Raw genomic sequence first — 13,706 nt, forward strand, 5'->3', positions numbered from 1 at the left:
GTCTGAAAGGCGATGTCATCAATCACGGAAATGATCTGCGCGATTTTGCCGGAGCTTTGTTCAATCTCCGTCATCGCCGAAACCGCATTGCGCACGATTTCCCCGCTGGCTTCGGCTTCGGCGCGCGCTTCGTTTGTGGTGCGTTCCACATCCCTGGCCCCCGTCGCCGCCGAGGTCACGCTGGCGGTCATCTCATCCAACGCCGCTGCCGTCTCCTCCAGTGTTGCCGCCTGGCTCTCGGTGCGATGCGACAGATCCTGCGAGGCCTGGCTGATCTCTGAGGCTCCATTACGGATCGAAGACGAGGTGTTGATCACCTGTCCAACGGTATCATTGAGCGTATCCAGCGTGCGGTTGAAATCAATACGCAACCGGTCATATCCCTCGCCCAGTTCATCGGAAATATGGGCGGTGAGATCGCCCTCTGACAGGCGGGCCAGACCCGTTCCAAGCGCATCCACCGCCTTGTCCTGCACCGCGCGCCGCTGTGCGCGTTCTTCGGAGGCCGCCTCTTCCATCTTCTCTTTTTCTACGATCCCGTCCCGGAACACTGAAAGCGAACGCGCTATGCGGTAAATCTCCGTGCTGGTGCGCTCAAAGCCAGTGATCGGGCTGCGATCCCCTTCTGCCAACGCCTCCGTGCTGGCGCTGATACGGTTCAGAGGGCGCAAAATAAGCAACTGGATCAGCAGCAAAGCGGCAAGGAAAACGCCGCCAGCCACCGCCAGCAACACCATCATATTACGGTCGGCGAGATCGACCTCTGCCGAGATTTCATTCGCCATCCCTCTGATCGATCCAAGGGTCTGCGTTGCAAACGCCGAGGCACGATCAGCGATCCCCAACACCATGGTTTCGGTGGTGTGGGTGGCCTCATCCGCTGCAGCCCTTGCATTGAGTGCATTCAAACGCAACGCAGCTAAACCCGTATCTTCCGCAGCAAAGGCAGAGATCCGCTCCAGAAGATCCACCACCCGCGCATCCTGAAATTCCTCATAAAAGGACAGGTTCAGAGTGGCACTGGACATATCAAACGCCGCATCTTTCACATGCTGGGCATCCGGCGCGGTCAGCGCATCAAGGGCGGCGACCTGAAAACTGTTCACATTCTGGCTGATCTCCATCAGCGTGTTGAGGAAGCCAACTTCATTTTTCATCAACTCACGCAGCGCCTGACCATTCTCCTTGCTCGCCCGTGCTGCCGAGACAGACAGCTTGTGAAGCTGCGCATCGATTGCCATCACGATAAATCGATCTGTATCTGCGCGAGCTTTCATGGCGGCGCGACGGAGCGATTCCGAGGGAAACAGGCTCTGGGCGATCACGGACTGCAACGTGAAAATCGCACCATGAATGAGGGTCACGTCCATCATTTCCGGGGCGTTCAGCTCAATTTCATCGGCGATCTCCAGCAACCGGGCGTCTGAGCTGTCGGCGAGTTCCTGAAGGCTTGCGAGGGTTTCCGGGTCCTTGGTCCCGCCGAACGCAACCGCAGTCCCCGCCAACAAATTCAACTCCGCACGCGCCTCTAGCAGCAGTTCGAGGTTGTGGAAATCTCGCTCAACCAGAACCTTCAGGGAATTGTCGATGGCGTTGTAGGTATTGACCGCGCCTTTGTTGAGCTCGACCGATGCAGCCTGCGCCAATTCTGTCATCACATCGCGCAATTCGTTATTGATGCTGTGGAAATTCGCAACTTCTGTTTCGATCTGAGCGTCGCTTTGCAAGGTCACGCGACGGGCTGCGGCCAGATCCGTCAGTGCATCTGCCACCTCGGCGGCCTGCGTTTCAAAGGCTGGCTGCATATCCGGGTCGAGATTATCAATCAGCTGCGCCAATTGCTGCGAGACCGCATCGGCGCTGGACACCGCTGCATCAACCGCGCCCATATCCTCTGCCGACATCAGGGCCAGCATGCTGTCTTTGGCTTGCGCCGCCGCCAGTGAAATCTCTGACGCCAGTTCCAGATCAGGCAGGTTGTCCACGTTCAACTCGCTCATATCCCGGTCGATCTCGGACAGAACGGAGTGGATCATATAAGCAAAGACGCCAAATGAAGCCCCTATAACGAATAGGATCATACCCATCTTGGCGCGGATGCTGCGCAACAGGCCGAAACCTTTACGCGTCATGGATGGGAGGGCTTTGGGCTGGGGCATAACGTCACTCTGCGTGATAGTGGGTTGGGATCTGCGTGGATTGGCGCAGTGAGGCTCAGGTCGGTGAAGATCGCAGAGGGCCAAGCGGCCTCACAAAACAGTGGTATAGAGACGCGGTTCGCAACGCGCCTTCACCTGCCTGCTTGTTCAGGTCGCAAAGTCGCTTTCGGCGGGGCAGTTTCAGCACGCAAACCACTCGACTTCTCCGGCTTCATTCCAGTCGAAGTTTGCGAATAGAGCCTTTAATTTTCGGTGAAATCACCATGCTGTCACGCGGCCTTTGCTGCGGTTTCACGGACAAAATGCGTCTTCAAAGCCAATATATACGGCGGATTTGGTTAAATTTCGTCAGAATCAGCGCCCTGCGTGAAAACGCGCATTCCAAGAAGAAGGGCCGCCCTGCAAGGCGGCCCTTTGGATTTGCGTCCCTATTGTTGCCGAATATTCTCCGGCAGCCACGTGGCCAATTCTGGCCAAACCACCAATATACCCACCATCAACAGCATTAACGCCACCATCGGCACGGCCGTCTTGGCGATGTAGGAAATTTCGTGCCGGGTCATTCCCTGCAGCACGAAGAGGTTGAACCCGATAGGAGGCGTCACCTGCGCGGTTTCGATCACCACAACGAGGAAGATGCCAAACCAGATCACATCGATCCCGGCCTGACGGATCATGGGTTCCACGATGGCCATGGTCAGCACGACCGAGGACAAGCCATCCATGAACATACCAAGGATCAGGTAGAACACTGTCAGCACCGCAATCAGCGCAATGGGCGACAGGTTGTAGCTCTCGATCAATCCCGCAAGGGCACGCGGCAGCCCCGTAAATCCCATGGAGAGCGACAAAAACGCAGCCCCCATCAGGATGAAAGCAATCATCGCGGAGGTGCGCGTCGCCCCCATCAGGCTCTCGACAAAGGTTGCCCAACTGAGGCTGCCCTGCATCAAGGACAGGCCCAATGCCCCCAACACACCGACGGCCGCCGCCTCGGTCGCGGTGGCAAACCCCATATACATCGACCCGATGACCACAATGACCAGACCAAAGAGCGGCAGCAGAAAGCGGCTCTCGGCGATCATTTCGCCCAGCGACAGGTGCGGCTCCTCCTTTGGGCGCTGACCGGAGCCAAAGAAATGCCAGCCCACAATATAGAGCATGAACAGCCCGGCCAAAACGAGGCCCGGAAAGACCCCGGCCATGAACAGCTTGGTGATGCTCTCATTGATGGTGACGCCGTAGACGATCAACGTCAGCGATGGCGGGATCATCAGGCCCAGTGTGGCCGCACCGGCCAGTGTGCCGATAATCATATACTCCGGATAGCCGCGCGCGCGCAGTTCCGGGATCGACATTTTACCCACCATATTGAGCGTCGCGGCAGAGGAACCCGACACCGCCGCAAAGATGGTGCAGCCCGCGATGTTGGTGTGCAAAAGCCCGCCCGGCAGAAACCGCATCCACGGCGCGAGACCGCGAAACATGTCCTCCGATAATCGGGTGCGATAGAGGATCTCGCCCATCCAGATAAAGAGCGGCAGGGCGGTGAGCGTCCAACTGGACGAGCCACTCCAGATCGTAGTGATCATCGCATCCCCTGCGGGGCGCGAGGTGAACAGCTCCATCCCCACCCAAGCAACGCCCATCAGCGCAAGGCCTATCCAGACGGAACCGCCCAAGAGCCCAAACAGGACAAAGAGGAAAATAATAGTGGTATAGACCTCACTCATTCCAGAGCCTCCCCTTTGATTTGGGGCGCGCCCGTCACCAGCATCCGCGACAGGTAATCCCAAAGCGCGATGGCCAAAAGCACAGTGCCAATCGACATCGGCAGTTGCGGCAACCAGACGGGGGTATAGACCCAGCCAGACCCGCTCTCAGCCCAGAGGCTGCCCCAGTTCCAGGGCCATGTGCCAAACATCGCTACCAGTGTCAGCAGCCACTCTGGTGCAAAATCCTGACCTTGGGTGCGGTCATTCAGCATATGCGACAGAAGGTTTGTCTTGATCGCGTAGCGGGCAAAATAGGTCGCCGTCAGCGCTGAAATCAGCATCGCGCCTGCATCAAGCCAATAGTGATGCCGCCCCCCGAGGTTCAGAAAGATTGATACCCGGATATGGCCACCATGCGTGAGCGTATAGGCCAGCGCAAAGAAAGACGTCGCCGCCATCGCGTAGCCTGCATATTCGGTAGAGCCGGGAAATGTGACCGACGCCCAGCGCGCGATCATCTGCCCCACGATCAGCAACAGAATAGTCACCATGAACACAGCCGCCACGACGCCCGCGCCATTATAAAAGCGGTCCAGCACCCCCCAAAGCGGCTGCAAGAGCCGCCGCATCCGGTCCGGTTTCAGAATACACAGAAGCATCAAGCCGCTTGGCACAACAAAGAGCCATACCCACAGGGGCAGGCCCAGAACAGGTTGCCAGTCACGCATATCATGTCCTTTGAATTATGGGTCGGGCGCGAGGTGCCAAGCCCTCGCGCCCGTGATACGGATCTGAAACGATGCAGTCTTTATTCAAAGCGGCAAAGACTGCGATGCAGATCAATTCGCCTTGAACGCGTCGACGATTTCCTGACCGTCCTCACCCACGGTTGCCAGCCACTCATCCGTCATCTTGGCACCGATGGCTTCCAGTTCCGTGCGGAACTCAGGCCCTGCATCCACCACTTTCATGCCATTGGCTTCGAGTTGTTCGAAATACCAGTTGGCAAGCTCTTCGGATCTGGCGGTACAGGCGGCACCGGTTTCATCGGCAGCCTTCTGGATCGCGGCCTGCGTATCGGCGCTCAGACCATCCCAAACCTGCTTGTTGACCATCACATAGTTGCGCGGCAGCCAGGCATTGACCTTGTAATAATAACCCAGTTGTTCCCACACCTTGCGGTCATAACCTGTCGACCCCGAGGAGATAAACGCATCGACGACGCCGGTCGCCAGCGCCTGACTTAGCTCCGCCGCTTCGACCTGAACCGGGATCATGCCCAACTCCTCGGCAAAGGTGGCGGTCGCGGTATTATACGAGCGGAATTTCACGCCCTGTGTATCTTCGGACGAATTGACTTCCTTTTTGAAATAGAAGCCCTGCCCCGGCCACGGGCAGGAATAGAGCGTCACCAAGTTCTGCTCTGCAAGCTTGGCGTTCACCTTATCCTTGGCAACCGCCCATAGTTTATCGTTGTCGGCATAGGACGTTGCAAGGAAGGGAAGGTTGTCCCAGCCAAGCAGAGGCTCTTCATTGGTATGCGCGGACATCAGCCGCTCTCCAATTGGGGCCTGCCCGGTTTGCACCGCGCGTTTGATTTCGCCGCCCTTAAAAAGCGACCCACCGGCATGCACAGTGATGTCGACATCGCCGCCCGTGTAATCGCGCACCTTATCGGCAAAAACCACGCCCATCTCGGAATGATAGTTGGACGCCGCATAGGCCATCGGCATGTCCCATTTTTCAGCTTGCGCACCAGCAGCAACGACAGCGAGCGCGGCGCTGGCGACGGTGGCCTTCAGGGTCATTTTATTCATTTGTTCAGTCTCCCGTGTTGGTCAGTTTTTTTCTATTTAATGTGTCGCAAAGCGCATCGGATCAAAGGCGCTTGTATCCGCGTTGGGCCAGTTTCCCGTAATCATGTCGGCAACCAGTCGGCCCGTCTTTGGCCCACCTGTCAACCCGATGTGGTGATGACCAAAGGCGGTGAAGACACCGCTGCCACGGACTTCACCAATCAGTGGCAGGCTGTCTGTGGGCGCGGGTCGAAAGCCCAGCCACTCCTCTTCTGACGAATAGCTCAGATCAGGGAAGGTCCGCGCAACGGTGCGGCGCAGCATATCGAGCGGTTTTTTGGATTTTTCTTCCGTCAGGCCACCAAATTCCACGATCCCAGCACAGCGCAGCCCCTGATCCATCGGGGTTGCGACAAATTTCCCATCCGTCAGCATCATTGGGGCGTTGGGCAATTGGCTCGGATCTTTGAAGATGATGTGATAGCCGCGTTCGGCCTCAAGTGGCACCTCAAGCCCCAGACGTTTCATCAGGGCCGCAGACCAGACGCCAGCAGACAGCACTGCGCGATCACAGGCAATCCGCCCCTGATCGGTATCAACCGCTGTGATCTGACCACCCATCAGGTCAAAATCGCGCACTTCTGCTTGCACAAAGCGGCCGCCCATCGCTTCCAGTTGCTTGACCAAATCCTGCACATAACTGCTTGGATTGAGGATAAACCCATGATCCTTGTTGATCGCCAGAAGGCCCATGTCCGGCGACAGGATCGGCTCGCGTTCCCGGACCGCTGCGCCTTCGACGATCTCAGGCGCAAACCCGGCCTCACGTCTGAGGTTCCACGTATAGGCATCCGCCTCAAAACCCGCGCGATCGCGGTAGACAAAGTTATATTCGCTGTCCTTGATCCATTTTGCAGCGGACATCCCATCGGTGAGTGCCTTGTGCTGTTCGACGCTATCGCCAACAATGGTCAAGAGCCCCTTGGAAATCCGCCGGGTATCTGCGTCATTGGCATGTTTCAGATAGCGCGCGAGCCATGGCAAAAGCCGCGGCAGATAAGACCAGCGCATATAGAGCGGAAAATTCGGGTCGAGCAGATATTTCGGCCCCTTTGCAATCAGCCCCGGCGTGGTGACCGGCACAATCGCGCTTCGAGCCAGAATGCAGGCGTTGCCATAAGAGGTCCCCATACCCGGCCTGCCCTTGTCGACAAGTGTCACCTCCAGCCCTGCCCGACGCAGCCAGATGGCACTGGCCGCGCCGACGATACCTGCTCCGACGACCACAATATGCTGCGTTGCCATGTCACTTCCCTGTACCTTGTTAAGAGCGAGACTGTCGACAAGATGGCATCATTTCAAATACTAATTGATCATGCATGCATCAGTTTAAGTGATACCTTTCCCGTGAAAATTCGCTTTCGTCAGCTTCAGGCCTTTCACGCCATTGTGGAAACCGGCACCGTAACCGGTGCGGCGGGGCTGTTGGGAATTTCTCAGCCCGGTGTCTCTAACCTTTTGTCCCAGCTTGAAGATCAGGCAGGGCTGCCCCTGTTTGAACGGCTTCATGGTCGCCTGCTGCCCACCCCGGAGGCGGAACTGCTATTTGCTGAGGTCGACACGGTGATGCGCGGCATGAGCAAAGTCACCCAGACCATGGTTGATCTAAAGACGCGCAAGCTTGGCCAGCTGCAGATCGCATCACAGCACGCCATGTCCTTTGGGTTCATGCCCCGGCTGATCGCGCGGTTTGCGGCCGACCGACCGGAGCTTAACATTTCTTTTCAGTCGCAATATTCCAGCAAAGTGCAGGAATGGGTGTGGAACGGGTTGTTTGAAATCGGCGTCTGCGAGATGCCGCTGCTTTACGACACGCTCACGGTCTACCCGCTTTATGTGGAAACGATGCTGGCCCTTCATAAGGACAACCCGCTGGTCCGCCACGAGGTGCTGACGCCGGAATTGCTGGCAGGCGAGCCGTTTATCGTGATGGGACAAGACCACATGACCCATCGCCGCCTGCGCGAGGCGTTTCAAAATGCGGGCGTGCCCCTGCGCACAAGGGTGCATTCGCATCTGTTCAAGAACCTCCTGAGCTTTGTCCAAGAAGGCATGGGCGTCGCGCTTTTGGACCGGTTCATGCTGGATTACGACATGCAGGGCGACGTGATCACCCGCCCGTTTCGTCCCACGATCATGATGGATATGTGCGTGATCACCTCAAAATCGCGCCCCATGTCGCAGCTTGGCAAGGAGTTCCTTGACCTCCTGTTGCACGAGCTGCAGCACTACACAGTAGACGCGCGTCCCTTGCGACAAGCGGACCGAACACGGAGATAGCCATGCAAAGAGGCGGCAAAACGGTTTATGGCGCAGGCATCGGTGTCTTGATGCTGGAGACACGCTTTCCCCGCATTCCGGGCGATATCGGGCATGCCGAGAGCTTTCCCTTTCCGCTGCAGTATCGCGTGGTGCGCGGGGCCACACCAGACCGTGCCGTCCGGCAAGATCCGCGCGCCTTGGTGGATGATTTCATCAAAGCAGGCCGCGATCTGGTCGATATGGGCTGTGACGGGATCACCACCACCTGCGGGTATCTGTCGCTCATTCAGGATCAAATCAAGGATGCGCTTGGTGTGCCGGTGGCGGCCTCATCCCTGATGCAGGTGCCGATGGTTCAGACATTGCTGCCTATGGGCCAGAAGGTCGGCATCCTGACCGTCTCTCAGGCGGCGCTGACGGATGCGCATCTGGCAGCCGCAGGCGTGCCGCTTGACACACCCGTTGTAGGCACCGAAGGCGGACGCGCCTTTTATGATGGCTTCCTCAACAACCGGGCTGAGATCGACATTACGGCCTGCCGCGCTGATCTTTTGGATGCGGCCAACAGGTTGTGCCGTGACCACCCGGAGGTCGGGGCGATTGTGTTGGAATGCACCAATATGGTGCCATTCGCGCATGACATCCGGCGTGACACAGGTCTGCCCGTCTACTCGATCGAGAGTTTTCTGACATGGTTTCAGGCTGGCCTCATGCCGCGTCGTTTCTCAATGGAACTTGCTGATCCGCGCTGGCGCTAGCGCCCCTTGATGGCAATGGAGAACTGCGTCCGCGCCCCTGCCGGGGGCGGCGGGAACGGGGCCGCCTTGCGAATTTGCTGCAACGCCAGTTGGTCCAGCTCTGAGGAGCCGGAGCTTTTGCGGATACGCACCGATGCCAGCTGACCGCCACCGCCGATGACAAACGACACATGCGCCACCCCATTGACGGAGGTTCGCGGTTTTCGGACTCGAGAGATCTTGCGCATTACCAGCCCCTGATAATTGGAGGCTGCCGCATTCCCCGCACCACTGCCCTGCGCGGGGCGGGTGCTGGCGGCTTGCGCCGCGCGCTGGTTTTCTGCGCCACTTTCGGTCCCAGCCCGTGCATTCACGGTGCTGTTGCCGCGCGGAGCAGCTTGGCGTGGCTTTGCCTTGTCAGGTTGGTCAGGTTTGGGATCTGGCCGCGTTTCAGGACGCGGGCTTTGCGCGGGGGCGAGGTCCGATGGCTCTTCCACCGGCTCCATCTGATCGGGCTGCACCTCAGTCACTTGCTGTTCCACCGGAACGGCAGCTGCCAAACTTGTCACCGGTACTACGGCGGATGCGCTTTGTGCGGATTTTGGGACTGTCACCTCTGGTGTGACAGGTTGCACCTGAGGGGATGTCGGGCGATCTGGCTCTGTCGGCACCATAGGCTCGACCTGCGCGGTTTCACTGACAGTTTCAGCCTCCACGGAGGTGGCCGTTCCTTGCGCCAAATCGGCAAAACTATTGCCCAGCGCCGCCGGGGCCACATTGCCGCCGCCCTCGAGTTCGACGGTGTTGTCCTCAACATCCACCAAAAACGCCGCATGCGCCGCAAGCGCAAAGCACAGTGACAGACCAGCAATAAAAGGCGAGCGCGCGATCATGACAGGTTTCGCTCTGACAAAAGTGTAATTCTCACCGCCCCAAGGCGCCGCAATTCCTTTGCCACCGCCAACAGAGAGGCCGCCGGCAGCGCACGGTCAGGCACCAGCCGCGCGGTGAACTCTTCCTCTTCCTCCCAGATGATGCGCACATAGGCCTCGGGCGAGGTCAGCTCCGCCCCGCGAAAACTGAGGCTGCCGTCGGTGCGGATCACCAAGGCGTCAGGCGGCGGGCTGGCTTCAAGGTCGGACGCCTCCACCAGCCGCACGGATGGGTCCATTGAGGGGGCCAATGATCCTGCGACCATAAAGAACACCAACATCAAAAAGACCACGTTGATCAGCGCAATGGTGGGCTCCCGGTGGCTCTTGGATTTGCGACGTCGCATCGGCATAGCGCTACCCTAGGACCGTCACTGCCAAGTCAGGCTGGCCGCGTAGCACCGCCAAGACATCGACCAATCGCTGCGATGTCACCTCACCTGACAGGCTCAACAGCACCTGTTGCGGAGAGTTTTCTTGTTGCGCGCGCAACTGGCCGAGGCTCTGTGCCAGCCGATCCAGCGTAACCACCTCTCCGTTCAGCGAAATCTGCCCCGGCGACAGCTTCAGAAATAGTGGGCGCGTCTCGCCAGACACGCCCTGCCCGGCCTCGGCCGCCATCAAATCGACAGTGCCAAACCGGGAAAATGTGGACGACAGCATGAAAAACAGCAGCAGCAGAAAAATCACATCAATGAGCGAGGTCATCGACAGTCTGCGCTTGTGTTTCTTGCTGAGGCTTAGTGCCATCAGGCGGCCTCCGGCCGCGCCGCGCGAGGTGCAGACTGCTGATCAGGGGCAAAAGCCTGACGCAATGCGCGATTGGCAAAGACCCGGTCGCGCTCCACGGCACCACTCAGCCAGCCATGAATGGCAGCCACAGGCATCGCCACCGCCAACCCCGCCGCAGTGGTCAAAAGCGCCACCCAGATCCCGCCTGCCAGCACGGTCGGGTCAACCGAAGTGCCCGCTGCCTGCAATCCCTGAAACGCCTCGATCATGCCAAGAACGGTTCCGAACAAGCCGATGAGCGGCGCAAGTTGCGCAACCAGATCCAGAAATCCAAGCCCGGTCTCAAGGCGCAAAAACAGCGCCTCTGCTTCTGCATCACAGCGATCCGATGCCGCCGCACGATCTTTGACCTCTGCGCAGGACATCGCCCGCTGGACCGGGGCCACAAGATAGCTATTGGATTGCGCCAAAAGTGCCGTGGCGGTTTTGGCATCGCCCCGCTCATAAGCCTCTAGTGCCATGGAAACCCGCCGATGGCGTCCGACACCGGAGCGGCGAAACTGCCATATCTTATAGAGAACCGTCGCCGCGCTGATGATCGACAGGGCAATCAACAACACAACAACAGGGCCACCGATCTCGATCACCTCAAGGAGGGATGCCCGCATCGAGCCCCAGATTTGCGCGATATCATTCATCCCAGCAATTCCACATCCGTGCGGCTGGAGAGCAAAAGCCCTTCTGTGCAAAGCGTGCTGCCGTCACCGCTTTGACATTGGCTGGCACCGTTGATCAGCACCCGCCCCAGATCTTCGCAAGCCACGTCTGAGAGATCAAACTGCCGCACCCGAGGGCGCTCTGACGGCAAGTCACGAAAATCAAACAGCGTAAGCATCATCACCTGACCCTCCCGATCAAAGAGGACGGTCTCGTAGACCGCCTCCTCGATATCGGTGGTACCGGCGTTCTGCGCCACAAACGACAGCCGGCACGCGCCCGCCTGATCCTGCAACGCATTGAGTTCAATCTGAACGCCTGATTTTGGCGGGGTATCCGTGTCCTGCGCCAAGGCTGCCCCCCCGAGGGAAGAAAGGGCCGCGATGGCAAGGACAGCTTTATAAGCCTGGCTCTGGTGGTTCATGATGTATGCTCCCTGATCAGAAGGCCGCTGAGAGCGAAACCTTGATGTTGCGACCGGGAGCGTCACGCAAGAACAGATGTGGTCTGTATTGCTTATCAAAGACGTTTTCCACACCGACACGTAGCTTCGCTTCTTTCAGGAAACCGGTATCAATGTTGTAGGTCGCACGCAGGTTGTGAACGGAAAAGCCGGGTGCGCCGCCAACGGCATCATTGACACCTTTGTTCACAACAGCTTCCCAAGAGAGATCCAACGTGTCGTTGAATTTCTTACCCACCGTCAGGCCAAGGCTGTTGGCTGGCATGCGACTGTAATCGCGCGTCGCGCCACTTACCTCAAGCCACTCACCGCTAGAGATGTTTGCGTTCATATCTACATAGGCACCAGACGCGTGGCTGTAGGAGGCCTCCACTTCGACACCCTCACGGGTTAGACGATCAATGTTTTGATAGTCTGTCGAGGAGGTGTAGTCCCACAGACGGGTGTGCCAGAAGTTCACTTTAGCCCGAAGCTGATCATCCGCCGAGAACAGGCCAGCGGTGTCGTATGACGCGCCAAGCTCATATGTGACGGCTTTTTCGCTTTGCGTCATGTAGGTCTTGTATGTCGCATAATCGAAGTCATCGAGGATCGGCAGACCTTCGGTGTATGCAACCGAGCCAAAGAGCGCGAAGCCGTTTTGGAATTCGTACCGTCCGGAAATACCGCCCATGAACGCGCTGTTGTCAAAGCTTTCACCTGCGGTGACATAAGTCCCGTCAGCGCCTGATTCGATATCCTGCGTTTCAAACCGCATCGCAGGGGTGACTGTCCAGCCGTTGCCAAAGTCCATCTCGTCAATGGCAAACAGGGCGAAACGTTTGTCCGTACCGCCATGCGCAGAAGAGGCGTCAAGGCGGTCTTTCTTGATCAGTTCACCGCCAAGGCGCAAGTTATGGCTGGCACCTAACGCAGCAAACCGGGCCGTATTGGCAACCGTCAGCTTGGTGGTTTTGTACTGGTGATCGGCATTCAGCAAGGCGCTGCCAGTATTTCCAACCTCGGTATTCTCAATCCACTGGTCCGCGTAGGACAGGTTGACGGTCAAATCGATCAGATCATTTCCGAACGGATTGTAATCGTATTGCAATACAGCGGTCTTGGTTTCCACATACCGGTCAACATTGCCAAACGGGATCGCGGCCATTGCATCGTAGGGGACATCTTTGGCTTCCGAACTTGTGTCGGCATATGAGAAGGTCAGCGATTGATCCGCATTGTCACCAAAGCTGTATTTGCCTTTGATCAGGTAGGACGGCAGTTCATGATCGGTGTGATCAATCTCTTCACCATCACCATTCTTGTAGTTGTCCTGCTTGCGAAGTGTGTAGTTGAACAAGAACTCAAGGTTCTCGGTCGGCTGCCAACCAAGAATGGTTGACGAGACCTGCGTATCGCCATTGCTGTAATATTCCAGCGTTTGGCGACCCGCGAGGCCGACTTCACCTTCTGTGAGGTCGGAGGCATCAATCGTGTCGAGCTTCACCACACCACCGATAATGCCGGACCCGTATTCAAAGGAGCCAACCGTGCCGCGGATTACCGAAACCTCACGATACAAGGACGGGTCCGTATAAAGCTGCGTCCCGATGCGGTAGATCTCCTCGGACCCCATCGACGCGCCATCCAGCAGGATCTGGACTTTTTGGTTCGAGCCATAGGTGCCGTCCGCGCCCAGACCCCGAATGGAAATGCCAGACCCCGTGGGCGTGCCGGAGTTTACCAATGCCACACCAGGCACAGAGTCGATCAGTTCAGCGATGCTGCTGGCCTGACGGTCCTGAATTTCTTCGGCGTTGATGACGGTCTCTGGCGTTGCAGTATCGGTCTGGACGTCACGCTTGTTGTTGCCCAGAACCAGCAGACCGAGGAAGCCATCCTCATCGCTTGCATCCTGAGCGACGGCAACCGTGCTCGTCATCGCTAATGTCATCGCGGAGGCAGAGCACAAAAGTGCTCGGCGCATATGTTTGATTTTCATGTCGTCCCCATGTTTTTCGTGCAGTTGGATTCCGCATGCTCGCCTGGGGCTGGCTTGGTATCTCGCGCCTGATTTTATCGAATAGTTGCGATCTTCTGGCGTTCACTCTTGCGGCCATTAAGATGATTTATTAAATCTGTCAAGAATTATCC

13 protein-coding genes are annotated in these 13,706 nt (G+C 57.7%); 2 read left to right on the forward strand and 11 right to left on the reverse strand.

The window, feature by feature from the left end; all coding sequences use genetic code 11:
* The 5 genes from UB90_RS21535 to UB90_RS21555 form a co-directional block, all read right to left on the reverse strand.
* Positions 1-2,132: methyl-accepting chemotaxis protein (locus UB90_RS21535; protein ID WP_065326305.1), on the reverse strand; the 2,132-nt coding region annotated here is incomplete at its 3' end.
* A gap of 455 nt (positions 2,133-2,587) precedes the next feature.
* On the reverse strand, positions 2,588-3,892 hold the full coding sequence (locus UB90_RS21540; RefSeq protein ID WP_065326301.1) for a TRAP transporter large permease: 1,305 nt from the start codon (positions 3,890-3,892) through the stop codon (positions 2,588-2,590).
* Entirely contained in the window at positions 3,889-4,602 is a 714-nt protein-coding gene (locus tag UB90_RS21545) for a TRAP transporter small permease (protein ID WP_005614767.1), read from the reverse strand. The genes UB90_RS21540 and UB90_RS21545 overlap by 4 nt, the downstream gene beginning before the upstream one ends.
* Before the next feature lie 111 nt (positions 4,603-4,713).
* Entirely contained in the window at positions 4,714-5,691 is a 978-nt protein-coding gene (locus UB90_RS21550; protein WP_065326300.1) for a TRAP transporter substrate-binding protein, read from the reverse strand.
* 36 nt (positions 5,692-5,727) lie between these two features.
* Positions 5,728-6,975: an NAD(P)/FAD-dependent oxidoreductase gene (locus UB90_RS21555; protein WP_065326299.1), complete on the reverse strand. Its 1,248-nt coding sequence runs from the start codon at positions 6,973-6,975 to the stop codon at positions 5,728-5,730.
* A 102-nt stretch (positions 6,976-7,077) separates the two neighbouring features.
* Between UB90_RS21555 and UB90_RS21560 the strand changes: the two genes are divergently transcribed.
* Together UB90_RS21560 and UB90_RS21565 are read left to right on the forward strand one after the other, a co-directional pair.
* On the forward strand, positions 7,078-8,010 hold the full coding sequence (locus tag UB90_RS21560) for a LysR family transcriptional regulator (protein WP_065326298.1): 933 nt from the start codon (positions 7,078-7,080) through the stop codon (positions 8,008-8,010).
* Positions 8,011-8,012: 2 nt separating this feature from the next.
* Positions 8,013-8,750 carry an aspartate/glutamate racemase family protein gene (locus UB90_RS21565; RefSeq protein ID WP_065326297.1) on the forward strand — a complete coding sequence of 246 codons (738 nt, stop codon included), beginning with the start codon at positions 8,013-8,015 and terminating at the stop codon, positions 8,748-8,750.
* On the opposite strand, the gene UB90_RS21570 is transcribed toward UB90_RS21565, so the two are convergent.
* From UB90_RS21570 to UB90_RS21595, 6 genes are read right to left on the reverse strand one after another with little or no spacing between them, the layout of a single operon-like run.
* Positions 8,747-9,622, reverse strand: a complete 876-nt coding sequence (locus tag UB90_RS21570; protein WP_065326296.1) for a TonB family protein — start codon at positions 9,620-9,622, stop codon at positions 8,747-8,749. The two genes, UB90_RS21565 and UB90_RS21570, sit on opposite strands and share 4 nt — an antisense overlap.
* On the reverse strand, positions 9,619-10,014 hold the full coding sequence (locus UB90_RS21575) for an ExbD/TolR family protein (RefSeq protein WP_081285640.1): 396 nt from the start codon (positions 10,012-10,014) through the stop codon (positions 9,619-9,621). Before UB90_RS21575 ends, UB90_RS21570 begins: the two co-directional genes overlap by 4 nt.
* A gap of 4 nt (positions 10,015-10,018) precedes the next feature.
* A complete protein-coding gene (locus tag UB90_RS21580) occupies positions 10,019-10,411 on the reverse strand; it encodes an ExbD/TolR family protein (RefSeq protein ID WP_065326295.1) in 393 nt (130 codons plus the stop codon).
* Positions 10,411-11,091, reverse strand: coding sequence for a MotA/TolQ/ExbB proton channel family protein (locus tag UB90_RS21585; protein WP_065326294.1), 681 nt, complete (start codon positions 11,089-11,091; stop codon positions 10,411-10,413). Before UB90_RS21585 ends, UB90_RS21580 begins: the two co-directional genes overlap by 1 nt.
* The gene (locus UB90_RS21590; RefSeq protein WP_009176746.1) at positions 11,088-11,534 is read right to left on the reverse strand and encodes a hypothetical protein; all 447 of its coding nucleotides are present in this window, start codon (positions 11,532-11,534) and stop codon (positions 11,088-11,090) included. Before UB90_RS21590 ends, UB90_RS21585 begins: the two co-directional genes overlap by 4 nt.
* 16 nt (positions 11,535-11,550) lie before the next feature.
* The gene (locus tag UB90_RS21595) at positions 11,551-13,554 is read right to left on the reverse strand and encodes a TonB-dependent receptor domain-containing protein (protein WP_110613702.1); all 2,004 of its coding nucleotides are present in this window, start codon (positions 13,552-13,554) and stop codon (positions 11,551-11,553) included.
* Positions 13,555-13,706 lie beyond the last annotated feature (152 nt).

The organism is Tritonibacter mobilis (assembly GCF_001681715.1).
Lineage (GTDB): Bacteria > Pseudomonadota > Alphaproteobacteria > Rhodobacterales > Rhodobacteraceae > Epibacterium > Epibacterium mobile.

Coding starts and splice junctions, on each gene's coding strand:
- UB90_RS21580 (WP_065326295.1), bottom strand. CDS start 10,411: ATGGCACTAAGCCTCAGCAAGAAACACAAGCGCAGACTGTCGATGACC.
- UB90_RS21555 (WP_065326299.1), bottom strand. CDS start 6,975: ATGGCAACGCAGCATATTGTGGTCGTCGGAGCAGGTATCGTCGGCGCG.
- UB90_RS21595 (WP_110613702.1), bottom strand. CDS start 13,554: ATGAAAATCAAACATATGCGCCGAGCACTTTTGTGCTCTGCCTCCGCG.
- UB90_RS21590 (WP_009176746.1), bottom strand. CDS start 11,534: ATGAACCACCAGAGCCAGGCTTATAAAGCTGTCCTTGCCATCGCGGCC.
- UB90_RS21550 (WP_065326300.1), bottom strand. CDS start 5,691: ATGAATAAAATGACCCTGAAGGCCACCGTCGCCAGCGCCGCGCTCGCT.
- UB90_RS21570 (WP_065326296.1), bottom strand. CDS start 9,622: ATGATCGCGCGCTCGCCTTTTATTGCTGGTCTGTCACTGTGCTTTGCG.
- UB90_RS21575 (WP_081285640.1), bottom strand. CDS start 10,014: ATGCCGATGCGACGTCGCAAATCCAAGAGCCACCGGGAGCCCACCATT.
- UB90_RS21565 (WP_065326297.1), top strand. CDS start 8,013: ATGCAAAGAGGCGGCAAAACGGTTTATGGCGCAGGCATCGGTGTCTTG.
- UB90_RS21545 (WP_005614767.1), bottom strand. CDS start 4,602: ATGCGTGACTGGCAACCTGTTCTGGGCCTGCCCCTGTGGGTATGGCTC.
- UB90_RS21540 (WP_065326301.1), bottom strand. CDS start 3,892: ATGAGTGAGGTCTATACCACTATTATTTTCCTCTTTGTCCTGTTTGGG.
- UB90_RS21585 (WP_065326294.1), bottom strand. CDS start 11,091: ATGAATGATATCGCGCAAATCTGGGGCTCGATGCGGGCATCCCTCCTT.